Here is an 18,272-nt window from a genome sequence, read left to right as displayed (position 1 = left end):
CGGCTGGGCCTACACCCGCCTCTACGAATCAACCCAGCAACGCAACGCCGCCCTGCCAGCCTGGATCCACTTCTACAATCACCACCGCCCCCACTCCGCCATCGGAGGCAAGCCACCAGCCACCCGACTGACCAACCTCCCCGGACATCACAGCTTAGCCCTCCTGCACGCCGGGTTCGCGGTCCTCGACCACGAAGCTCGCGCGGGTCTGGATCGGCGCGCCCTCGCTGGTCACGTGCGGCACCACGCGGAAATCGCTGCGCCACCGCTGCTGGTCGACGCTGACCCGGACGTAGCCGCGCTGGGAGTTGATGAACTTCATGTGCGGGTTGGCGGCCAGGAACCGCTCGGTCTCCTCGGTGGTGTCCGCGCCGTCTCCCCCGCTGGAGATGGAGGTGCCGACGAACTCGCTGGCCACCGTCGCCGAATTCGGGTCGGTGAAGTCGCGCTTGAGGTCCCAGGCGTAGTTCTGGTGGCGGTCACCGGTGATGACCACGAGGTTGCGCACCCCGCGGTCCTGGGCGGCGCCCAGCAGCTGGTCGCGCTCGGCGACGTAGCCGTCCCACGGGTCCATGAACACGTCGACGGGTTCGCCCGGGTCGCGGTCGGTCTGGCCCAGCGGCGCCTGGTTGCCCAGCACCTGCCACTGCGCGCTCGAGCTGGAAAACCCGTCGAGCACCCATTCCCGCTGCGGCGCACCGAGAATGGTGCGATCCGGGTCGAAGCGGTCGGTGCAGGTGGCCGAGGAACCGTCGCCGCAGGGCTGGTCGTCCCGGTACTGCCGGGTGTCGACCATGGTGAAGTCGGCGAGCGTGCCGTAGGAGAGCCGGCGGTGCAGCCGCATGTCCGGCCCGGCGGGCGTCTGGGCCTGCCGCAGCGGCATGTTCTCGTACATCGCCTGGAACGCGGCGGCCCTGCGCTGCCGGAACACGGCCGGGTCCTGGTCGGGTTCGGAGTCGGCCTGCGAGAGGTCGCCGGCCCAGTTGTTCTCGACCTCGTGGTCGTCCATCGTCATGATCCACGGGAACCGCGCGTGCGCCCGCTGCAGCGGTGCCTCGGCCTTGTAGAGCCCGTACTGGAGGCGGTAGCGGGCGAGGTCGAAGGTCTCGGTGTGGAACTTCGGGTCGGTGACGACGCCGCGCCTGTTGTCCTTCACGCCGTACTCGTAGAGATAGTCGCCGAGGTGGACCACGAGGTCGAGGTCTTCCTCGGCCATGTGGTCGTAGGCGGTGAAGAAACCGTCCTGCCACGCCTGGCAGGAGGCGAACGCGAAGTTCAGCTGGTTCGGAGACGCCGTGGCCGCCGGGGTGGTCCTGGTCCGGCCGGCCATCGAGATCTCGCCGCCGACGCGGAACCGGTAGAAGTACTCGCGGTCGGGTTCCAGCCCGCTGATCTCCGGGTGCACCGAGTGCCCCAGTTCCGGCGTGGCCACCACGCTGTCCCTGCGGACGACGTCGGCGAACTTCTCGTCGGTGGCGACTTCGTACTCCACCCGCACCGGCCGCGCCGACATCCCGCCGCTGCCGTCCTCGGCGAAGGGGTCCGGGGCCAGTCGCGTCCACAGCACCACGCCGTCGGGCATCGGGTCGCCCGAGGCCACACCGAGCGTGAACGGGTTGCCCGCGGCCGCCGGAGCCGCGAACGAGCTCGCCGCGCGCCACGTTCCCGTGCCCAGGAGCACGGCGGCGGCCCCGGCCGTGCCGTAGCCGAGAAAGCGACGACGAGACGTGCGCGCGCCCATGCGAACTCCCACAGGTCGAAGAAAGGTCAACGACAGCAGTGTTGAGCGCAAACGTGGACGACGTCGTTCGTGTTGGTTTCCCACGGATGAACGGGAGCCGATCAAGCTGCCGGGAGCACCCTCACGCCTGCGCGAGCTGGTCCCTGAGCCGGAACTTCATGATCTTGCCGCTGGAGGTCCTGGGCAGTTCGTCGACGACGTCGAGGCGCAGCGGCAGCTTGTAGCCCGCCAGTTCGGCTGCGGCGAAGTCGCGGAGCTCCTCCAGCGCCAGGGTCGCACCGGGGTGCAGCACCGCGACCGCGGTGACCGCTTCGCCCCAGCGCTCGTGCGGGGTGCCCACGACCGCGACGTCGGCGATCGCCGGGTGCTTGAACAGCACGTCCTCGACCTCGGCCGGGTAGACGTTCTCCCCGCCGGAGATGACCATGTCCTTGACCCGGTCGACCACGTAGACGTAGCCCTCGTCGTCGGCCTGGCCGATGTCGCCGGTGTGGAACCAGCCTCCGGAGTCGATGACCGCATCGGTCGCGGCCTTGTCGTTCCAGTAGCCGGCCATGACCTGCGGGCCGCGCACGCAGATCTCGCCGCGTTCGCCCGCGGGCACCGGGTTGTTGTCGGCGTCGACCAGGCGCACGTCGGACAGCGGCAGCACCTGGTTGCCCGCTGCGCCGACCTTCGCGTCGACCTCGTCGGTGCGCAGCACCAGGGCCAGCGGGGCCGTTTCGGTCAGGCCGTAGCCCTGCACGAACGTGACCCCGCGCTGCCCGTACCGCTCGATGAGCGCCTTCGGCGCCGGCGCTCCCCCGCAGATGAAGGTGCGCACGCTGGACAGGTCGGCGCTCTCGAATTCCGGGACCTGGCTCATGAACAGGAACATCGCGGGCACCCCGAACATGGTGGTGACGCGATGTTCGGCGATGAGGCGCAGCGCCTGCACCGGGTCGAAGGCGGGCGTGAGGATGACGTGCCCGCCCTTCTGCAAGGTGCTCAGCGTGGTGACGTTGAGCCCGCCGATGTGGAACAGAGGGGCGCTGACCAGCGAGATGTCCTGCTGGCTGAGGTCGTAGATGAGCAGCGCGTTGACGTTGTTCCAGAACAGGTTGCCGTGGGTGAGCATCGCGCCCTTCGGGCGTCCCGTCGTGCCCGAGGTGTACATGATCAGCGCGACCTCGTCGGGATCCGGGTGCACCGGTTCGGCCAGCGGCTGCCGGGAGTCGATCAGCTCCGGCAGCGATTCCCAGCCGGGCGCTTCGGCGACCGCGATCGTGCGCCGCAGACCGGCCTCGGCGCTGATCTGGTCGACCACCGCCGCCCGCTCGGCGTCGGCCAGCACCGTGTGCACTCCGGCGTTGCTGAGGATGTAGCTCATCTCCGGCGCGGTGAGCCGGAAGTTCAGCGGCACGAACACCGCGCCGATCCGGGCGCTGGCGAACAGCGCGACCAGGAACTCCCGGTCGTTGAGCCCCGCGTAGCCGACCCGATCTCCCCGCTCGACACCGCCCGCGGCGAGTTCGGCGGCCAGCCGGTCGATGCGGTCGGCGAACTGGCCGTAGGTCAGGGTCGTGTCGTTGAACGTGATGGCAGGCAGGTTCGGCGTCGCCGCCGCGCGGCGGCTGATCCACGAACCGAGGTCCATCGGAGGCTGCACGCTGGTGGTCATCATCGACTCCTCACGGCACGGATCGTCAGAGCGCACCGCCGCACGGCGATGTGGCCTGGGCCATACACGTCGCAGCCTAACCCGGCAAACCGGAAACAACAATGAACCACCGGCCGCTTCAGACTCCACAGTGGACTGTCGGAGAGCAGGCACAAGCGAAGGGAATGCCACCGCTTCCGGCACCGGAGCGGGCGAAACGGGTTCTGCCAGTACCCGGATGAACGCGCCCTCCCGCACCCGACCGAACCGGCGTTTCCTCGAATCGGAGGCCCGCACCCGACCGCAGCCGCACGCCGAGCGGTCCGCCGACGGCGGCGGCACACTCGGCGGCGGAATCCACAGGCACAGGACGAAAGACGCAGACGTTGAAGTACACCCGCAGCGGAGGTCGAACCGGGGTCGGCCCCCCAGGAGTGGTTCACCGGCACCGTGCACATCGACGGCATCCGCAACCCCGACGAGCAGTCCGCCGTCGGTTGCGCGCACGTGCGGTTCTCCCCGGGAGCCCGCACGGCCTGGCACACCCACCCCAAGGGCCAGACGCTCTACGTCACCGACGGCATCGGCTACGTCGCCCGGCGCGGCGATGAGCCCCAGGAGATCCGCCCCGGCGACGTCGTCTACATCGAACCCGGCGAAGAGCACTGGCACGGCGCCACTCCCGACCGCTTCATGGCCCACGTCGCCATCCAGGAAGCCGATGAGAACGGGGAAGTCGTGACCTGGGGCGAGCACGTGACCGACGAGGAGTACGCCGGCTGAACCGCCGCGCGGTGGCGCCGGGGCCGGCAGACCGGCCCCGGCGCTCTCATCCTGCCAGCAGGTCGTCGATCTGGTTGATGGCCGTGGAAGCCCCTTCGACGACGCCCATGTCCAGCACCTTCTGCAGGGCATCGGCCGAGGCGTAGGTGCTCACGTAGGTGGCCCGCGTTCCGCCGTCGATGGCGGTGAAGGTGAAGACGTTCTGCGCGACCGGCATGTCCGGCAGCGGGTTGAACTCCTCGTCGGCGAAACCGTCCTCGAAGGTGAATTCCCGCGGTGCGTCCACGGTTTTCACCTCCCACCAGCCGGCGAACTTCTCCCCCTCCGGCGAGGTCATGTAGTAGTTGCAGCGCCCACCGGGGCGCAGGTCGTGATCGACGAAGGTCGCCGGGTAGGTGGGCGGCCCCCAGATCCGCTCGAGCTGGCGCGGGTCGGCGTAGATCTGCCAGACGCGCTCCACCGGCGCGGCGAACTCGGCGGTGATGGTCAGGGTCAGTTCGTCCAGGTCGTGCCGAACGTCGGTGACGGGCATGATCATTCTCCTTCGCTGGTTCCGGTCGGCCCCTCGGTGTTGAGGAGCTCGTCGATGCGGGCGACGCGGCCGCGCCACACCTCTTCGAGTTCGCCGAGCATCGAAGCCACTGAGCGCACCGCCTCCACCTCACCGACGGCGAGGTTCTCCCGGCCGCTGCGGCGCTTGCTGATCAAGCCCGCGCGTTCGAGAACGGCGACGTGTTTCTGCACCGCTGCGAAGCTCATGTCGTACTTCGCCGCGAGCGCGGTCACCGAGTGTTCTCCGACCAGAACCCGGCGCAGGATGTCCCGCCTCGTCCGATCAGCGAGCGCGTGGAAGAGGGCGTCCGCCCTGTCCTCGGTGTCGTCCACGAGAAGAAACGTACAACCAAACGGTTGTAGATCGCAAGCCCTCGGCGTCAGCTCCCGCCGACTGCGGCGAAAAACCCTGGAATGCGCCCACATCCCGGCCGGAGGAGGTCTCGGTTCACTCGGCCGGGAGCACCGCCACCGGGCAGCTCGCCTGGTTGAGCACCGCGTGGCTGACCGAACCCAGGAACGCGCGGCGCACCGCGCCTCGTCCGTGGCTGCCCACCACCAGCAGGTTCGCGTTCTTCGCCTCGCCGAGCAGGAGCTGCGCGGGCTGGTCGGCGCCGACCACGTGCCGGACCGCCACGTCCGGGTAGCGCCCGGCCCACGCCGCCATCGACTCGGCCAGCACCTCGCGGGCCCGGTCCCGGAACTCGCTGCCGTCGGCGTCCCACTCCTCCACCACGTCGAACGGGTTGAACGCCGACTCGCCCCAGGAGTGCACGCCCACCAGCGAACGGCCGAGCCGCGACGCGGTTTCGAAGGCGTAGCCGATCGCCCGGTCGCTCACCGCGGAACCGTCGACACCGACGACCACCGGGGCGTCCGCCGAGGTGCTGATCTCCCCGCGCACCACCACGATCGGGGCAGCGGCGCGGCGGGCGATCACCTCCGCCGCGGTCACGCCCAGCCGATCGGTCCGCGCCCCCACCAGCGGCCCGCCCAGCACCATCAGCTCAGCGTCACCGGCCAGCTCGACCAGGCTTTCGGCCGCATCGCCGATCGGCATGCTCTTGCTCATCTCCAGATTCGGATCGATCTCCCGGCAGACGTCTTCCAGGGAATCGAGCTCCCGGAGGACCGCGTTGCGCAGCTTGTCCATGACGGCGTCCTCGTCCGGGATGCGCATCGGGATGGAGTGCTGGAAGGGCCGGGCCAGCACGTGCACCAGCAGCAGCGGCGCACCCCGGCTGGACGCCTCCCGCGCCGCCCAGCGGACCGCTGCGCGGGACGCCTCCGTCCCGTCGAAGCCCGCGAGCACCGGTGAGCGAGTCTCCTCGACCATGCGAACCCTCCCCAAGAGAACCGGAGCGGGCTGCGCCCGCCTCCGCCATCGCAACCGAGCCCCTCGAATACCCGCGCGGCGCAGAGGTCAACCAGGACCGCGTTGCACGGCCGCCTGGTGATGAGTACACACGGCCCATGGTCGCTCCCCTGTCCGCGCAGTTCGCTGCGTTCGACCGCGCCTGGCTCAACACCGCGCACCAAGGGCCGCTGCCGCTGGTCGCGGCGGCAGCGGCCCGCGAAGCCATCGAGGACAAGCTCGACCCGCGGCGCATCTCCGACGAGGCGTTCTCCGAGGTGCCCAGCGCGCTGCGCAGTGCTCTCGCCGAGCTGCTGGGGGCCTCCGGCGACGAGATCGTGCTGGGCAACAGCACCAGCTACGGCCTGGACCTGCTGGCCCGCGGGCTTCCCCTGCGCGAAGACGACGAGGTGCTGCTGGTCGACGGGGACTTCCCGGCCACGATCTACCCGTGGTTGCCGGTGGAAACCCGGGGAATCCGCGTTCGCACGGTGCCCGCGCCCTCCGGCGCCCTCGAACCCGACGAGCTCGACGCAGCGCTGACCGGGCGCACCCGCGTGGTGTGCACGAGCTGGGTGTTCTCCTACAGCGGTCGCGCCGCTGATGTGGCCGCACTGGTCGAGGTCTGCCGCCGGCGCGACGACATCACCTTCGTGCTCAACGGCTCGCAAGCGGTCGGCGCGCGTCCCGCCGACGTCCGCGAACTGGGCGTCGACGCGCTGGTGAGCTGCGGTTTCAAATGGCTCTGCGGCCCCTACGCGACGGGTTTCGCCTGGTTGAGCCCCGCGCTCCTGCAGCGGCTCGAGCACCAGCAGGGCTACTGGCTCGCCCACGTCGACGAGATCGCGAACCCGCCTGCCCACCACGCGCTGCGCACCGACCTCGGCGCCGTCGCCCACGACGTCTTCGGCACCGCCAACCTCTCGGTCTTCCCGGCCTGGCACCGCGCCGTGTCGCTGCTGCTCGACCACGGGATCGACCAGGTCCAGCGGCACGACCAGGCGTTGATCGACCAGCTCGTCGACGGTCTGCCCAGCGGGTGGCAGCTGCGCAGCCCCGCCGCCGGTCCGCAGCGCTCCACCCTGGTCTTCCTCGAACCGGAACGACCGGACACCGTCCGGGAAGCCTTGCGGCGCTTGGACATCGCCGGTGTCGACGCGAGCGAGCGCGCCGGCAAGATCCGCTTGTCGCCGCACGTGCACAACACGCCCGAGGACATCGATCGCGCGCTCGCCGCGCTGGCCCGGGCCCGGTGCTCACGCCACGAGCGTGGCGACCCCGGCGGCGATCACCAGCACCGCCACCGAGGTGTGGAAGGCGCGCGCGGGTACGCGGGGGTGCAGCCGCATGCCCACCCGGTTGCCGACCATCGCCGCAGCGACCAGCACGGGGAGCACCGGCCACAGCAGGTCGCCGTCGACCCTCCCGCACACCACGAGCGTGCCCAGCGACATCGCGTTGACGGCGACGAAGTAGCCCGCGAAGTCGGCGACGTACTGGGTCGGCGTGCGGCGGGTGGCGCCGAGCAGGATCGCCACCGGCGGGCCGTTCACCGAGATCGTCGTCGACAGGTAGCCACCGATCGTTCCGGCCGCGACGAAGGGAACCGGGCCGACGCTGCGCCGCTGTTCGACGTTGCGCTCGACCAGCATGTGCGTTCCCGCGATGACCACGGCGACACCGGCGACGACGGTGAGCACCTCGCGGTTGACCAGCGAGGCGGTGGCAGCACCGGCCACGGCGCCGGGCAATCCGCCGGAGGACAGCAGGCCGACGGCCCGCCACTCGACGTCGCGCCGCAGCACCCGCAGAGCGGTCACCCGGGTGACGAGGGTGGCGGTCAGGTTGATCACCACCACCTCCGAGACCTCGAACCCCAGAAGCAGCAAAGCCGGTGTGACCAGCAGGGATGCGGCGAAGCCGGTGATCCCGCCCACCACGGCCGCGGCAGCCACGCAGACCGCCGCCGGAATGAGCACCGACGTCATGTCCCACCTTCAGAGATCGCTCGCGGACGATCTCCGACGATAGGCGCGCGAACACGCCGTCGGGCCGATGGGTGTGCGGGTTCAGGCCTGCAGGGCTGCGCAGATCCGGTCGCCCAGCGCGGTGATCGTGTCCGGGTCGCCGGGCACCTCCGGGGTCCACGGAAGCCGCAGCCGGTCCTTGACCCTGTCCTTGTAGCGGGGGATCACGTGCAGGTGGAAGTGGAACACCGACTGCCACGCCGTGGAACCGCAGCAGTTGAACAGGTTCACGCCGTCGGCGCCGAGCTCCTCTACGGCGGCCTTGGCGACCCGCTGCGCGACCACGGTGACCTCGGCCAGGTCCTCGGGTGCGATGTCGAACAGGTCCGTGCTGTGCCGCTTGGGGACCACCAGCAGGTGACCGTCCGACGCCGGGTTGATGTCCATGAACGCGCAGGTCGTGTCGTCCTCGGCCACCTTCACGCTCGGCAACTCGCCGGCCACGATGGCGCAGAACAGGCAATGATCGCTCACCCGCCCGAGCGTAGCCGTCACAGGCGGCCCGGATTCGGCCAGATGCGGATCGCGACCTCGCCGACGTGGAGCTCCTCGGCACGGGGCCGAACTCGCGCGAGTCAGCGGAGTTCGGCCTGTGGTCGCCGAGCACGAACACCGCCTCGGGTGGGACCGCGAGCGGGCCGTGGAACACGCCGTCCTGTTGCCGCAGATCGACATGCGGTTCGGCCATCGGGCACCGTTGACGGGCCCACTTGTCCTCGCATTCTTCGACTGGACGGGCCGTGCCGGGGACGGGCGTGCGCCGGTTGGCGGGCGGGGCCGCCGGTGGGTTCCTATGGTTGGGGCATGGATGATCGGCGGCGTGGTGTTCCGGGGACCGATCGGGTGCTGGCCGATCCGCGGGTGGCCGCCGCGGTGGAGCGGCTGGGGCACGAGCTGGTGGTGCGGACGGTCCGCGAGGTCGCCCAGCGGGCGCGGGACGGGCTGATCGAGCCCGCTGACGTGGTGGCGGAAACGGTTGCCGCGCTTCCCGGTTCGGCATCCGGGCTCCGGCCGGTGGTCAACGCGACCGGCGTGCTGCTGCACACCAACCTGGGTCGGGCGCCGCTGTCGCGGGCGGCTCGGGAGGCGCTGCAGGTCGCGGCGGGCACGACCGATGTGGAGCTCGACCTCGACAGCGGCGACCGGGGAGCGCGCGGGGCCTCGGCGATGGGTGCCCTGCTGGAGGCGGTTCCGAGCGCTGAGGCGGCGCACGTGGTGAACAACGGGGCCGCCGCGCTCGCGCTGGCCGCCACGGCGCTGGCCGCCGGGCGGGAGATCGTGCTGGCGCGCGGCGAGATGGTCGAGATCGGTGACGGTTTCCGCATCCCCGACCTGCTCACCTCCACCGGTGCGCGGTTGCGCGAGGTCGGCACGACCAACCGGGTCCGGCTCGACGACTACCGGCACGCGCTGAGCGCCGAGACCGGGTTCGTGCTCAAGATCCACCCGTCGAACTTCGTGATCAGCGGCTTCACCGCCGAGGTCCCGGTGGGCGAGTTGCGCGATCTCGGTGTTGCCGTGGTCGCCGACATCGGTTCGGGCCTGCTGCGGCCGGACCCGGTGCTGCCCGGCGAGCCGGACGCGGCTTCGGCGCTGGCCGACGGGGCCGACCTGGTCATCGCCAGCGGCGACAAGCTGCTCGGCGGACCGCAGTGCGGGCTGCTGCTGGGGCGGGCGGAGATCGTGCACCGGCTGCGCCGCCATCCGCTGGCGCGAGCGCTGCGGGTGGACAAGCTGACGTTGGCCGCGCTGGAGGCCACCGTGCGCGGGCCGAGACCACCGGTGACCTCGGCGCTGCACCGGACCGGTCTGCCCGAACGCGCTGCGGCGCTGGCGGATTCGCTCGCGGCGGCCGGAATCCCCGCCGAGGCGGTGGGAACCGAGGCCACCGTCGGCGGCGGCGGGGCGCCCGGCGTGGTGTTGCCCAGCGCGGCGGTGGCGCTGCCCGGGCGTTTCGCCAAGCAGCTGCGGCTCGGTGATCCGCCGGTGATGGCGCGCCTGGGGCGCAACCGGTGCCTGCTGGACCTGTTCGCGATCGAACCGGACGACGACGAGCCCGTGCGTCGCGCGGTGCTGGCCGCGCACTAGGAGGAGCCGATGCGCGTGGTGGCCACGGCCGGGCACGTCGACCACGGCAAGTCCACCCTGATCCGACGCCTGACCGGCATGGAGCCCGACCGGTGGGCCGAGGAGCGCCGCCGGGGCCTGACCATCGACCTGGGCTTCGCCTGGACCGAGCTCGACGACGGCTGCTCGGTGGCGTTCGTGGACGTGCCCGGGCACGAGCGGTTCGTGCCGAACATGCTCGCCGGGGTCGGTCCCGTGCCTGCGGTGCTGCTGGTCGTCGCCGCCGACGAGGGCTGGATGCCGCAGTCCGGCGAGCACCTCGACGCGCTGCACGCGCTGGGCGTGTCCGACGGGCTGCTGGTGATCACCCGCTGCGACCTGGCCGAGCCGGGGCCCGCGCTGGAGCAGGCGCGGGCCCAGCTGCGGGGCACGAGCCTGTCGGGGATTCCGTCGGTGCAGGTCAGCGGCCACACCGGTGCCGGGTTCGACGAGCTCGCGACCGCGCTGGACGCGATGCTGCACCAGCTTCCGCCCGCCGACCCGGACGCCGACGTGCGGCTGTGGATCGACCGGGCGTTCGCCGTCAAGGGCGCGGGAACGGTGGTGACCGGGACGCTGCAGGCGGGCTCGCTGCGCGTGGGCGACCGGCTGACCCTCACCCCCTCGGGGCTCGAGGCTCCGGTGCGGGCGTTGCAGGCGCTGGGCCGGACGGAGGAGTCGGTCCCCGCTCCCGCCCGGGTCGCGGTCAACCTGCGCGGCGTCGGCCTCGACCAGGTCCGGCGCGGCCATGCCCTGATCGCCCCCGGCCGCTGGCTGACCACCGACGTCCTGGATGCCCGCCTCCACCCCACTTCCGAGCTGCCGCGCGAGCTGACCTTGCACATCGGTTCGGCCGCCGTGCGCGCCCGCGTGCGACCGCTCGGTGCCGACACCGCGCGGTTGACGCTGCAGCAACCGCTGCCGCTGCGCATCGGCGACCGCGCGCTGCTGCGCGACCCGGGCGGTCACCAGGTGCGCGGCGGCGTCACCGTGCTGGACGTGCGGCCGCCGCGGCTGCGCCGCCGAGGCGCCGGCCGAGCCCGCGCTGAGGTCCTCGCCGGTCTCGACGAAACGCCCGACGGGACCGCTGAGCTGCGCAGGCGCGGCCTGGTCCGGGCCGATGAGCTCGCGGCGATGGGCGCCACCCCGCCCGGCCCGGGACCGTGGTTGCTCTCGGAGCCGCGCCGCGCCGAGCTCGCCGCCCGGCTGCGCGCTCTGGTCGAGAAGCACCGGCGCGAGCACCCCCTCGACGACGGGATGCCCGCCGGGGCGGCGATCCGCGCCCTGGAGCTGCCCGATGCCGCGCTGCTGCCCGGCATCGCGGCCGAGGCGGGAATCCCCCTGGCGGACGGGCGTCTCGGCGGTGGCGGCACCGGCCTGCCGGCGTCGGTGGCCCGGGCCGTGGAGGTGCTGCGCAGCGGGCTGCGGGAACACCCGTTCCGCGCGCCCACCGCCGACGAGCTGGGAGAACTCGGCATCGGAGAGCGCGAACTCGCCGCCGCCGAACGCACCGGTGCCCTGCTGCGGCTGGGGCCCGGACTGGTGCTGCTGCCCGACGCCGAGCGCACCGCGCTGCCCCGCCTGGCCGAACTCGACGAGCCGTTCACCCTCAGCGAGGCCAAACGGGCGCTGGACACCTCGCGCCGTGTCGCGGTTCCCTTGCTGGAGCTGCTGGCTCGCCGGGGCCGCACCCGGCGGCTGCCGGACGGCACCCACCGCCTCGTGCGGTGAGAGCTGCGATCTTGCGCCCGTCACCGCATCGTTGGAAGCGGCGACGCCGGCGCCGGGCGATGGGAGGCACGCCATGCCGCGCAAGATCTGGACCGGGTCGATCAACTTCGGCCTGGTGACCATTCCGGTCGGGCTCTACGCCGCGACCGAGGACCACACGATCCAGTTCCACCAGTACCAGCGCGGGACCACCGATCGGATCCGCTACAAGCGGGTCAACGAGACCACCGGCGACGAGGTCGGCTACAACGACATCGTCAAGGGCCGCGAGTACGGCGACGGGATCATCACCGTCGAGCAGTCCGAGCTCGACGAGATCGCCCCCGGTCGCTCGCGCACCATCGACATCTCCACGTTCGTCGACCTCGCCGAGATCGATCCGGTGCACTTCCAGAAGACGTACTGGCTCGCGCCGAACTCCAAGGAGCACTTCCGGCCCTACAACCTGCTGCGCCGCGCGATGGAGGAGACCGGCCAAGCAGGTATCGCCACGTTCGTGCTGCGCGGCAAGCAGTACCTGACCGCGGTGCGCGCCGACACCGACGTGCTGGCGCTGAACACGCTCTACTTCGCCGATGAGATCCGCGATCCGGCCGATCTGGTCGGCGACCAGCCCGAGCAGTCCAAGCCCTCGGACAAGGAACTGCAGATGGCCACCACGATCATCGAGTCGATGAGCGGCGAGTGGCAGCCCGAGGAGTACGCCGACACCTACACCGAGCGCGTCGAGCAGCTGCTGGCGGACAAGGCGCAGGGCGGCGAGGTGCAGGCGGCCGAGGCACCACCGCAGCCGACCGACGTCATCGACCTCACCGAGGCGCTGCGGCGCAGCGTCGACGAGGCCCGCAAGGGCCGCACACCGGCGCCGGCCGAGGACCTCTCCGAGCTGACCAAGGCCGAGCTCGACGACCGCGCCAAGCAGTTGGGCATCAAGGGTCGTTCGAAGATGAAGCGCGCCGAGCTGGAGCAGGCCGTGGCCGAAGCCGGGCAGGGCTCGCGCAAGGCGTCCTGACCATCACCCCACCTGTGGTGTTCGCGCAGGTGGGAGGGGCGGTGGAAAAACTTCCGCGGTCTTGCGTCATGTCCGTGCCCGGTGGCGGTCCCGATCATGTGAGCGGTCCTGGAACCGCCCACGGGCGCGCGGAACGCAGAGGGGATTCCGCGTGTGAAGAATCGCCGGGCGCGACTGCTGTGGATGTCGTCGCGCCCGGCGGTCCCCGCACGTGACGGGGTTCACCGAGGGGCGCCACCGGAGGGGACGGGCCGGGCGCGGTGTGCTGAGATTCAGCGCATGGACGCGGGTGCCTGGTCGGTGTGGGGAGCACGCCGTGAGCACGACGCCGCTGGTGTCCCACCCGCCCTGCGCTCCGCCTACCTGCGGTCCCGGGCGCTCAACGCACAGCACGGGCGCACCTACTTCCTGGCGACGCGCCTGCTGCCGCCGTCGCGGCGTCCTGCGGTGCACGCCCTCTACGGCTTCGCCCGCTGTGTCGACGACATCGTCGACGAGAACGGCACCGACTCCCCCGCCGCGCGCGCCGAGCGCCTCGACGTGCTCGAGGACCGGCTGCGGCTGGCGCTGAAGTCCGGCACCAGCGAGCACCCGGTGCTGGCGGCGCTGGTCGACACCGTGGAGCGCTACCAGGTGGACCCGGTGCTGTTCGAGGACTTCCTGGCCTCGATGCGGATGGACCTCACGGTCACCGAGTATCCCACCCGGGTCGACCTGGAGCGCTACGTCCACGGTTCGGCCGCGGTCATCGGGCTGCAGCTGCTGCCGGTGCTGGGCACGGTCGGTCCCGTCGAGCAGGCGCGCGCCGCTGCCGCCGCGCTGGGCGTGGCGTTCCAGTTGACCAACTTCCTGCGCGACGTCGGTGAGGACCTCGACCGCGGGCGGGTGTACCTGCCGGCCGACGAGCTGGCGGTGTTCGACGTCGACCGGGAGCGGTTGGCCTGGTGCCGCCGCCGCGGGCGCGCCGACGGGCCGGTGCGGCGGGCGTTGGCCGATCAGGTGGCGCGCACGCGGGCGCACTACCGCGCGGCCGAACCGGGGATCGAGCTGCTGGCGCCGGACGCGCGTCCCTGCGTGCGCACGGCGGCGGTGCTCTACGGGGAGATCCTCGACCACGTGGTCGCTTCGGGCTACGACGTGTTCGGCCGCCGCATCGCCGTCCCGGCTTCGCGCCGGTTGCAGGTCGCGGCAGGCGCGGCCGCTGTGGTGGTGGTCTCGCGGGCGGTGCGCGCAGGCTTGGCGAGCCGTTCGCGCGGGTAGTACCAGGGCAGCCCGGCCATGACGTCGGGTGGTTCGCCGCCTGCGTGTTCGACACACCGGAGCCCGATGATGAGCGCAAAACCAACGACCTGGCACGACGTCAGCGCGACCGCCGACATGATCACCGTCGCCGGGCAGCGCCTGAACGAGGGCACCCGCGCGATCGCGGGCAGCCCTGCGGAGGCGGCCAGGGCCCGGGATGCGCTGCTGGACCTCAGCGCGGCCAGCGCGCGGCTCGCGCGGCAGCTCGACCTGCTCGCGGCCGACAGCGGTGGGGCGGGCTCGGAACCACCCGAAGTGCACGTGGCGCTCGACCAGGCCGCGGCTGCGGCCGAGGACCTCGGCAACTGCACCAGGGTGGCCGCCAAGGCCATCGAGGACGAACTGGGCGGCGAGCACTGAGCCCGCCGCCCGGTCGCGCCTGTCAGGGGGCTTGGACGAGGCCCGCGCCGACGTCGGTCGCCGGCAGCGGCAGCCTGCGGGCCGACTGGGTCAGCCGGGTCCACAGGGCCCGCGCGCGGTCCGGCGACTGCTGGGCGTGCAGCGCGGCGACGCCGGAGACGTGCGGGGTGGCCATGCTGGTGCCGTCGAGCTTGCGGTAGCGCTCGGCGCCGGGCCAGCTGGAGTGGACGTCGACGCCGGGTGCGGCGAGGTCGACCTGGCCGACGTTGTCGACGGTGCCGCAGGAGAAGTCGGCGATCTGCATCTGGGCGTCGACCGCTCCCACCGCCATCACCGATGGGCAGTTCGCCGGGTGGCCGACCGGGGCGATCACACCGGCCGAGCGCTGGCTCTCGTTGCCGGCGGCGGCGATGATCAGCGTGCCGCGCTCCAGCGCTCGTCGCGCGACCCGCTCGAAGGCCTCCGAGTAGGGCGCGCCGGGTTCGGTGGCCGAGCCCAGCGACATGGACACGATCGAGCAGCTGTTGGAGATCGCCCACTCGATGCCGGACAGGATGCCGCTGTCGGAGCCCGATCCGTCGTCGCCGAGGACCTTGCCCGCGTAGATGCTGGCCTCGTGGGCGATGCCGTAACCGGGTCCGGCCTGCGAGGTGCGCGGTCCGCACGCGGTGCCGATGACGTGGGTGCCGTGCCCGTGGCCGTCGTGGGCGCTCTGGCCCTCGACGAAGGCACCGGTGACGATGTCGCGCCCGGCGAAGTCGGGGTGCTGCTCGTCCAGCCCGGTGTCGAGCACGGCGACCCGCACTCCCGCCCCGGTCGCGGTGGCCGCGTCGGCGCGCACCGCCTGCAGCCCCCAGGTGAACTCGCCTTCCGGCGGCGGTGCCGGCTGGCCGATGGCGAAGACCTTGCGCTCGGCCTCGATCCCGGCGATGGGCCCGGTTTCGCCCGCGGCCCGCTGCAGGTTCGCGAACTGCTCCTCGTCGGCGTCGATCAGGGCGATGCCGAGCTGGTGCAGCACGATTCCGCCTGCGGCGCTGAACAGCTCGCCGGGTGCCGCGCCCGCCGCGTCGGCGGTGTTGGCGCAGTTGATCCCGGTTAAGCGGGTCACTTCTCGGGTTCCGATGATGGTGGAGTCGTCTTCGAGCAGGACCAGGTAACGCCCGGTCTGGCTGGAGGTCATGTCGCTCCTCGTCGGTTAGGTGGCGCGGCTGCGCTTCATCGGTAACCGACCGAGATCGACGATCACAACGGATTCCCCACCCCTAAACCCGTTCGTGTGATCGGTTAGGGGACGCCTCGATCCGACACGCCGCGTTGCGCTGCCCGACTGGACGGGATCAGCTGCGCGTACTTCCATGAGGGGCAGGGCCAACCCGGGAGGTCGTCATGACGGACCACGGCAGGATCGTCGTCGGCGTGGACGGATCGGAACCCTCGAAGTGCGCGATGCGCTGGGCGCTCAAGCAGGCCAAGCTCACCGGTTCGACGGTGCGGGCGATCAGCGCCTGGGAGTTCCCCGCCTTCTACTCCTGGGAGGGCGGGCCGATGCCACCGGACGACTTCGAGGACTCGGCACGGCAGTGCCTGAACGACACCGTCGATGAGTTCCAGCAGGTCACGCCGGAGGTGACCATCGAGCGGGAGCTGGTGCACGGCCACGCGGCACAAGCCCTCATCGACGCCTCCGCCGAGGCCGACCTGCTGGTCGTCGGCAGCAGGGGCCACGGCAGCTTCTACGGCGCCCTGCTGGGCTCGGTCAGCCAGCGCTCGGCCCTGCACGCCAAGTGCCCGGTGGTCATCGTCCGGCACTGAATCAGCCGGTGTGGCCGAGCCTTTCGGACAACGCGGTGGCGCCCTCGCGGACCAGGTCGCGCAGCGCGGCTTCGGTCTCGTCGTTCCAGCGCAGGATCGGCACCGAGATGCTCATCGCGGCGATGACCTCGCCGCTGGTGTCGCGCACCGGGGCGGCCACGCACGCCACCGACTCGTTGGACTCGCAGTACTCGCGGGCCACGCCGTCCTCGGCGATCTCGTCGAGCTCTTTGCGCAGCGTCTTGCGGTTGGTGATGCTGTGCGCGGTCATCGCGTCGAGCTTGTGGCCGCTGTAGATCTCGTCGACCTCGGCGCGGGGCAGCGCGGCCAGCAGCGTCTTGCCCAGAGCGGTGCAGTGCGCCGGGAGCCTGCGGCCGACCGCGGAAACCATCCGCACCGGGTGGCTGCTGTCGACCTTGGAGACGTAGAGGACGTCGGCGCCTTCGCGCACGCCGACGTGGACCGTCTCCTGGCAGCGCTCGGCGATCTCCTCGGACACCAGCTGGCCTTCGCGGGCCAGGTCCAGCCGTTCGGCGTAGGCCGACCCCAGTTGGAAGCTGCGCACGCCCAGGCGGTACTTGTTGGTGGCGCGCCCGGTGGGCATCAGGTAGCCCCGCTCGTTGAGCGTGCCGACCAGTTCGTGCACCGTGGTGCGCGGCAGTCCGAGCTGCGCGGTGATCTCGGGAGCGCTGAGTTCGTCGGCCTCCAGGAACAGTTCGAGCACGTCGAACGCCCGTTCCACCGCCGGTACCGCTCGTGCCAACGCCGCCACTCCTTCCACGTCGGGCCAACCACGGGTTGACCGATATTTCGAACATCGTACCTGATTTCGATCGAGGTGGAACCGTTTCCTTGACCTCGACTTCGCTTGGATCATACGATTCTGCGAACGTTGTTCGGAATGTCGAACGGAGATGCTTCAGGTGCGCCAGACACGCGACTTCCTGCGATCCCTGGGTCTGCCCACCGACGACACGGCGGCCACCAGCGAGAAGAGATTTCCCGACGGCGCCCAGTACCGCGTGGAGATCCCCAGCACCGAGGGCCCCGAGGTCCTCGACGCGGTGCTGGCCGAGGCCGACGCGCGCGGCGTGCTGGTGCACCGGATCTCCCAGGGCAGCGGCGGGATGCTGCTCACCGACGACGAGCTCGCCGCGATGTCCACCACCGCGGCCGCGCGTTCGATCGAGCTGAGCCTGTTCGCCCGACCGCTGGCCGGATGGGACACCAGCGCGATGGCGGTCTCCTCCGGCGGCGCGCCGGTCGCCGCGCAGGCCCGCGGCACCGAGCAGCTGGTGCACGTGCTGGAGGACATCCGCCGCACCGCCGAATCCGGCATCCGCAGCGTGCTGATCACCGACCTGGGCGTGCTCAAGGTCGCCGCGGCGATGCGCGAGGCCGGTGACCTGCCCGCCGACCTGCAGTTCAAGATCAGCGTCCAGATGGGGCTGGCCAACCCCGCCTCCGTGCGCATCGCCGAGGACCTGGGCGCCGACACCTACAACGTGCCCACCGACCTCGGCCTCGGGCAGCTGGCGGCCATCCGCGCGGCCACCGACCTGCCGCTGGACGTCTACGTCGAGGCGCCCGACGACATGGGCGGGTTCGTCCGCCACTTCGAGATCGCCGAGATCGTGCGCGTCGCCGCCCCGGTCTACGTCAAGTTCGGGCTGCGCAACGCGCCGAACATCTACCCCAGCGGCAGCCACCTCACCCCCACCGCCGTCGCGCTCGGACGCGAGCGGGTGCGCCGTGCCCAGCTGGGCCTGGGGTTGCTGCAGCGCTACGCCCCCGAGGCCAAGGCCTCCGCGCTGCCAGCCGAAGGGCTGGCCGTGCCCGCCGCCGGGTAGCGG

The 18,272-nt window shown here is 71.5% G+C and carries 16 protein-coding genes and 4 pseudogenes; 10 read left to right on the top strand and 10 right to left on the bottom strand.

Annotation, left to right across the window (positions count from 1 at the left end; all coding sequences use genetic code 11):
• Window positions 1–151: pseudogene (locus R4I43_RS32480) on the top strand (integrase core domain-containing protein); the annotation flags it as partial.
• Window positions 152–154: 3 nt separating this feature from the next.
• On the opposite strand, the gene R4I43_RS32475 reads toward R4I43_RS32480, so the two are convergent.
• Window positions 155–1,741, bottom strand: coding sequence for an alkaline phosphatase D family protein (locus R4I43_RS32475; protein ID WP_324269548.1), 1,587 nt, complete (start codon window positions 1,739–1,741; stop codon window positions 155–157).
• A 121-nt stretch (window positions 1,742–1,862) separates the two neighbouring features.
• Window positions 1,863–3,401 (bottom strand): acyl-CoA synthetase, encoded by a 1,539-nt coding sequence (locus R4I43_RS32470; protein ID WP_324269547.1) that lies wholly within the window; start codon window positions 3,399–3,401, stop codon window positions 1,863–1,865.
• 411 nt (window positions 3,402–3,812) lie between these two features.
• On the opposite strand from R4I43_RS32470, the pseudogene R4I43_RS32465 reads away from it, so the two are divergent.
• Window positions 3,813–4,163 (top strand): annotated as a pseudogene (locus R4I43_RS32465) ((R)-mandelonitrile lyase); the annotation flags it as partial.
• Window positions 4,164–4,209: 46 nt separating this feature from the next.
• Here the strand turns inward: R4I43_RS32465 and R4I43_RS32460 are convergent.
• The 3 genes from R4I43_RS32460 to R4I43_RS32450 form a co-directional block, all read right to left on the bottom strand.
• The gene (locus R4I43_RS32460) at window positions 4,210–4,695 is read right to left on the bottom strand and encodes an SRPBCC family protein (RefSeq protein ID WP_324269545.1); all 486 of its coding nucleotides are present in this window, start codon (window positions 4,693–4,695) and stop codon (window positions 4,210–4,212) included.
• 2 nt (window positions 4,696–4,697) lie between these two features.
• Window positions 4,698–5,048 carry an ArsR/SmtB family transcription factor gene (locus tag R4I43_RS32455; protein ID WP_324269544.1) on the bottom strand — a complete coding sequence of 117 codons (351 nt, stop codon included), beginning with the start codon at window positions 5,046–5,048 and terminating at the stop codon, window positions 4,698–4,700.
• Between the two features lie 115 nt (window positions 5,049–5,163).
• Entirely contained in the window at window positions 5,164–6,051 is an 888-nt protein-coding gene (locus tag R4I43_RS32450; RefSeq protein ID WP_324269543.1) for a universal stress protein, read from the bottom strand.
• A 137-nt stretch (window positions 6,052–6,188) separates the two neighbouring features.
• On the opposite strand from R4I43_RS32450, the pseudogene R4I43_RS34500 reads away from it, so the two are divergent.
• Window positions 6,189–7,232, top strand: a pseudogene (locus R4I43_RS34500) (aminotransferase class V-fold PLP-dependent enzyme); the annotation flags it as partial.
• A 93-nt stretch (window positions 7,233–7,325) separates the two neighbouring features.
• Here R4I43_RS34500 and R4I43_RS32440 read toward each other — a convergent pair.
• The 3 genes and pseudogenes from R4I43_RS32440 to R4I43_RS34495 all read right to left on the bottom strand — a co-directional run.
• On the bottom strand, window positions 7,326–8,057 hold the full coding sequence (locus R4I43_RS32440; protein WP_324269541.1) for a sulfite exporter TauE/SafE family protein: 732 nt from the start codon (window positions 8,055–8,057) through the stop codon (window positions 7,326–7,328).
• Between the two features lie 81 nt (window positions 8,058–8,138).
• Window positions 8,139–8,570, bottom strand: a complete 432-nt coding sequence (locus R4I43_RS32435) for an HIT family protein (RefSeq protein WP_324269540.1) — start codon at window positions 8,568–8,570, stop codon at window positions 8,139–8,141.
• 64 nt (window positions 8,571–8,634) lie between these two features.
• Window positions 8,635–8,784 (bottom strand): annotated as a pseudogene (locus R4I43_RS34495) (S26 family signal peptidase); the annotation flags it as partial.
• Window positions 8,785–8,900: 116 nt separating this feature from the next.
• On the opposite strand from R4I43_RS34495, the gene selA reads away from it, so the two are divergent.
• From selA to R4I43_RS32410, 5 genes are all read left to right on the top strand, one after another.
• Window positions 8,901–10,184, top strand: coding sequence for an L-seryl-tRNA(Sec) selenium transferase (selA, locus tag R4I43_RS32430; RefSeq protein ID WP_324269539.1), 1,284 nt, complete (start codon window positions 8,901–8,903; stop codon window positions 10,182–10,184).
• Between the two features lie 9 nt (window positions 10,185–10,193).
• Window positions 10,194–11,933 carry a selenocysteine-specific translation elongation factor gene (selB, locus tag R4I43_RS32425; RefSeq protein WP_324269538.1) on the top strand — a complete coding sequence of 580 codons (1,740 nt, stop codon included), beginning with the start codon at window positions 10,194–10,196 and terminating at the stop codon, window positions 11,931–11,933.
• Between the two features lie 73 nt (window positions 11,934–12,006).
• Window positions 12,007–12,945 carry a non-homologous end joining protein Ku gene (gene ku, locus R4I43_RS32420; protein WP_324269537.1) on the top strand — a complete coding sequence of 313 codons (939 nt, stop codon included), beginning with the start codon at window positions 12,007–12,009 and terminating at the stop codon, window positions 12,943–12,945.
• A gap of 279 nt (window positions 12,946–13,224) precedes the next feature.
• Complete coding sequence (locus tag R4I43_RS32415) at window positions 13,225–14,205, top strand: phytoene/squalene synthase family protein (protein ID WP_324269536.1); 981 nt, start codon at window positions 13,225–13,227, stop codon at window positions 14,203–14,205.
• Between the two features lie 69 nt (window positions 14,206–14,274).
• Window positions 14,275–14,607 carry a hypothetical protein gene (locus R4I43_RS32410; protein ID WP_324269535.1) on the top strand — a complete coding sequence of 111 codons (333 nt, stop codon included), beginning with the start codon at window positions 14,275–14,277 and terminating at the stop codon, window positions 14,605–14,607.
• A 22-nt stretch (window positions 14,608–14,629) separates the two neighbouring features.
• Here the strand turns inward: R4I43_RS32410 and R4I43_RS32405 are convergent, their stop codons facing one another.
• Window positions 14,630–15,787 carry a S8 family serine peptidase gene (locus R4I43_RS32405; RefSeq protein ID WP_324269534.1) on the bottom strand — a complete coding sequence of 386 codons (1,158 nt, stop codon included), beginning with the start codon at window positions 15,785–15,787 and terminating at the stop codon, window positions 14,630–14,632.
• Window positions 15,788–15,993: 206 nt separating this feature from the next.
• On the opposite strand from R4I43_RS32405, the gene R4I43_RS32400 reads away from it, so the two are divergent.
• Window positions 15,994–16,419: a universal stress protein gene (locus tag R4I43_RS32400; protein WP_324269533.1), complete on the top strand. Its 426-nt coding sequence runs from the start codon at window positions 15,994–15,996 to the stop codon at window positions 16,417–16,419.
• 1 nt (window position 16,420) lies between these two features.
• Here R4I43_RS32400 and R4I43_RS32395 read toward each other — a convergent pair whose 3' ends face one another.
• A complete protein-coding gene (locus R4I43_RS32395; protein WP_324269532.1) occupies window positions 16,421–17,182 on the bottom strand; it encodes an IclR family transcriptional regulator in 762 nt (253 codons plus the stop codon).
• Between the two features lie 160 nt (window positions 17,183–17,342).
• Between R4I43_RS32395 and R4I43_RS32390 the strand changes: the two genes are divergently transcribed.
• Window positions 17,343–18,269 carry a U32 family peptidase gene (locus R4I43_RS32390; RefSeq protein ID WP_324269531.1) on the top strand — a complete coding sequence of 309 codons (927 nt, stop codon included), beginning with the start codon at window positions 17,343–17,345 and terminating at the stop codon, window positions 18,267–18,269.
• Window positions 18,270–18,272: the final 3 nt, after the last annotated feature.

It is taken from the genome of Saccharopolyspora mangrovi (genome assembly GCF_035320975.1).
Classification (GTDB): Bacteria; Actinomycetota; Actinomycetes; order Mycobacteriales; family Pseudonocardiaceae; genus Saccharopolyspora; species Saccharopolyspora mangrovi.
Note: the sequence above shows the minus strand (reverse complement) of the source record. Positions and strands in the feature narration are given on the sequence as shown.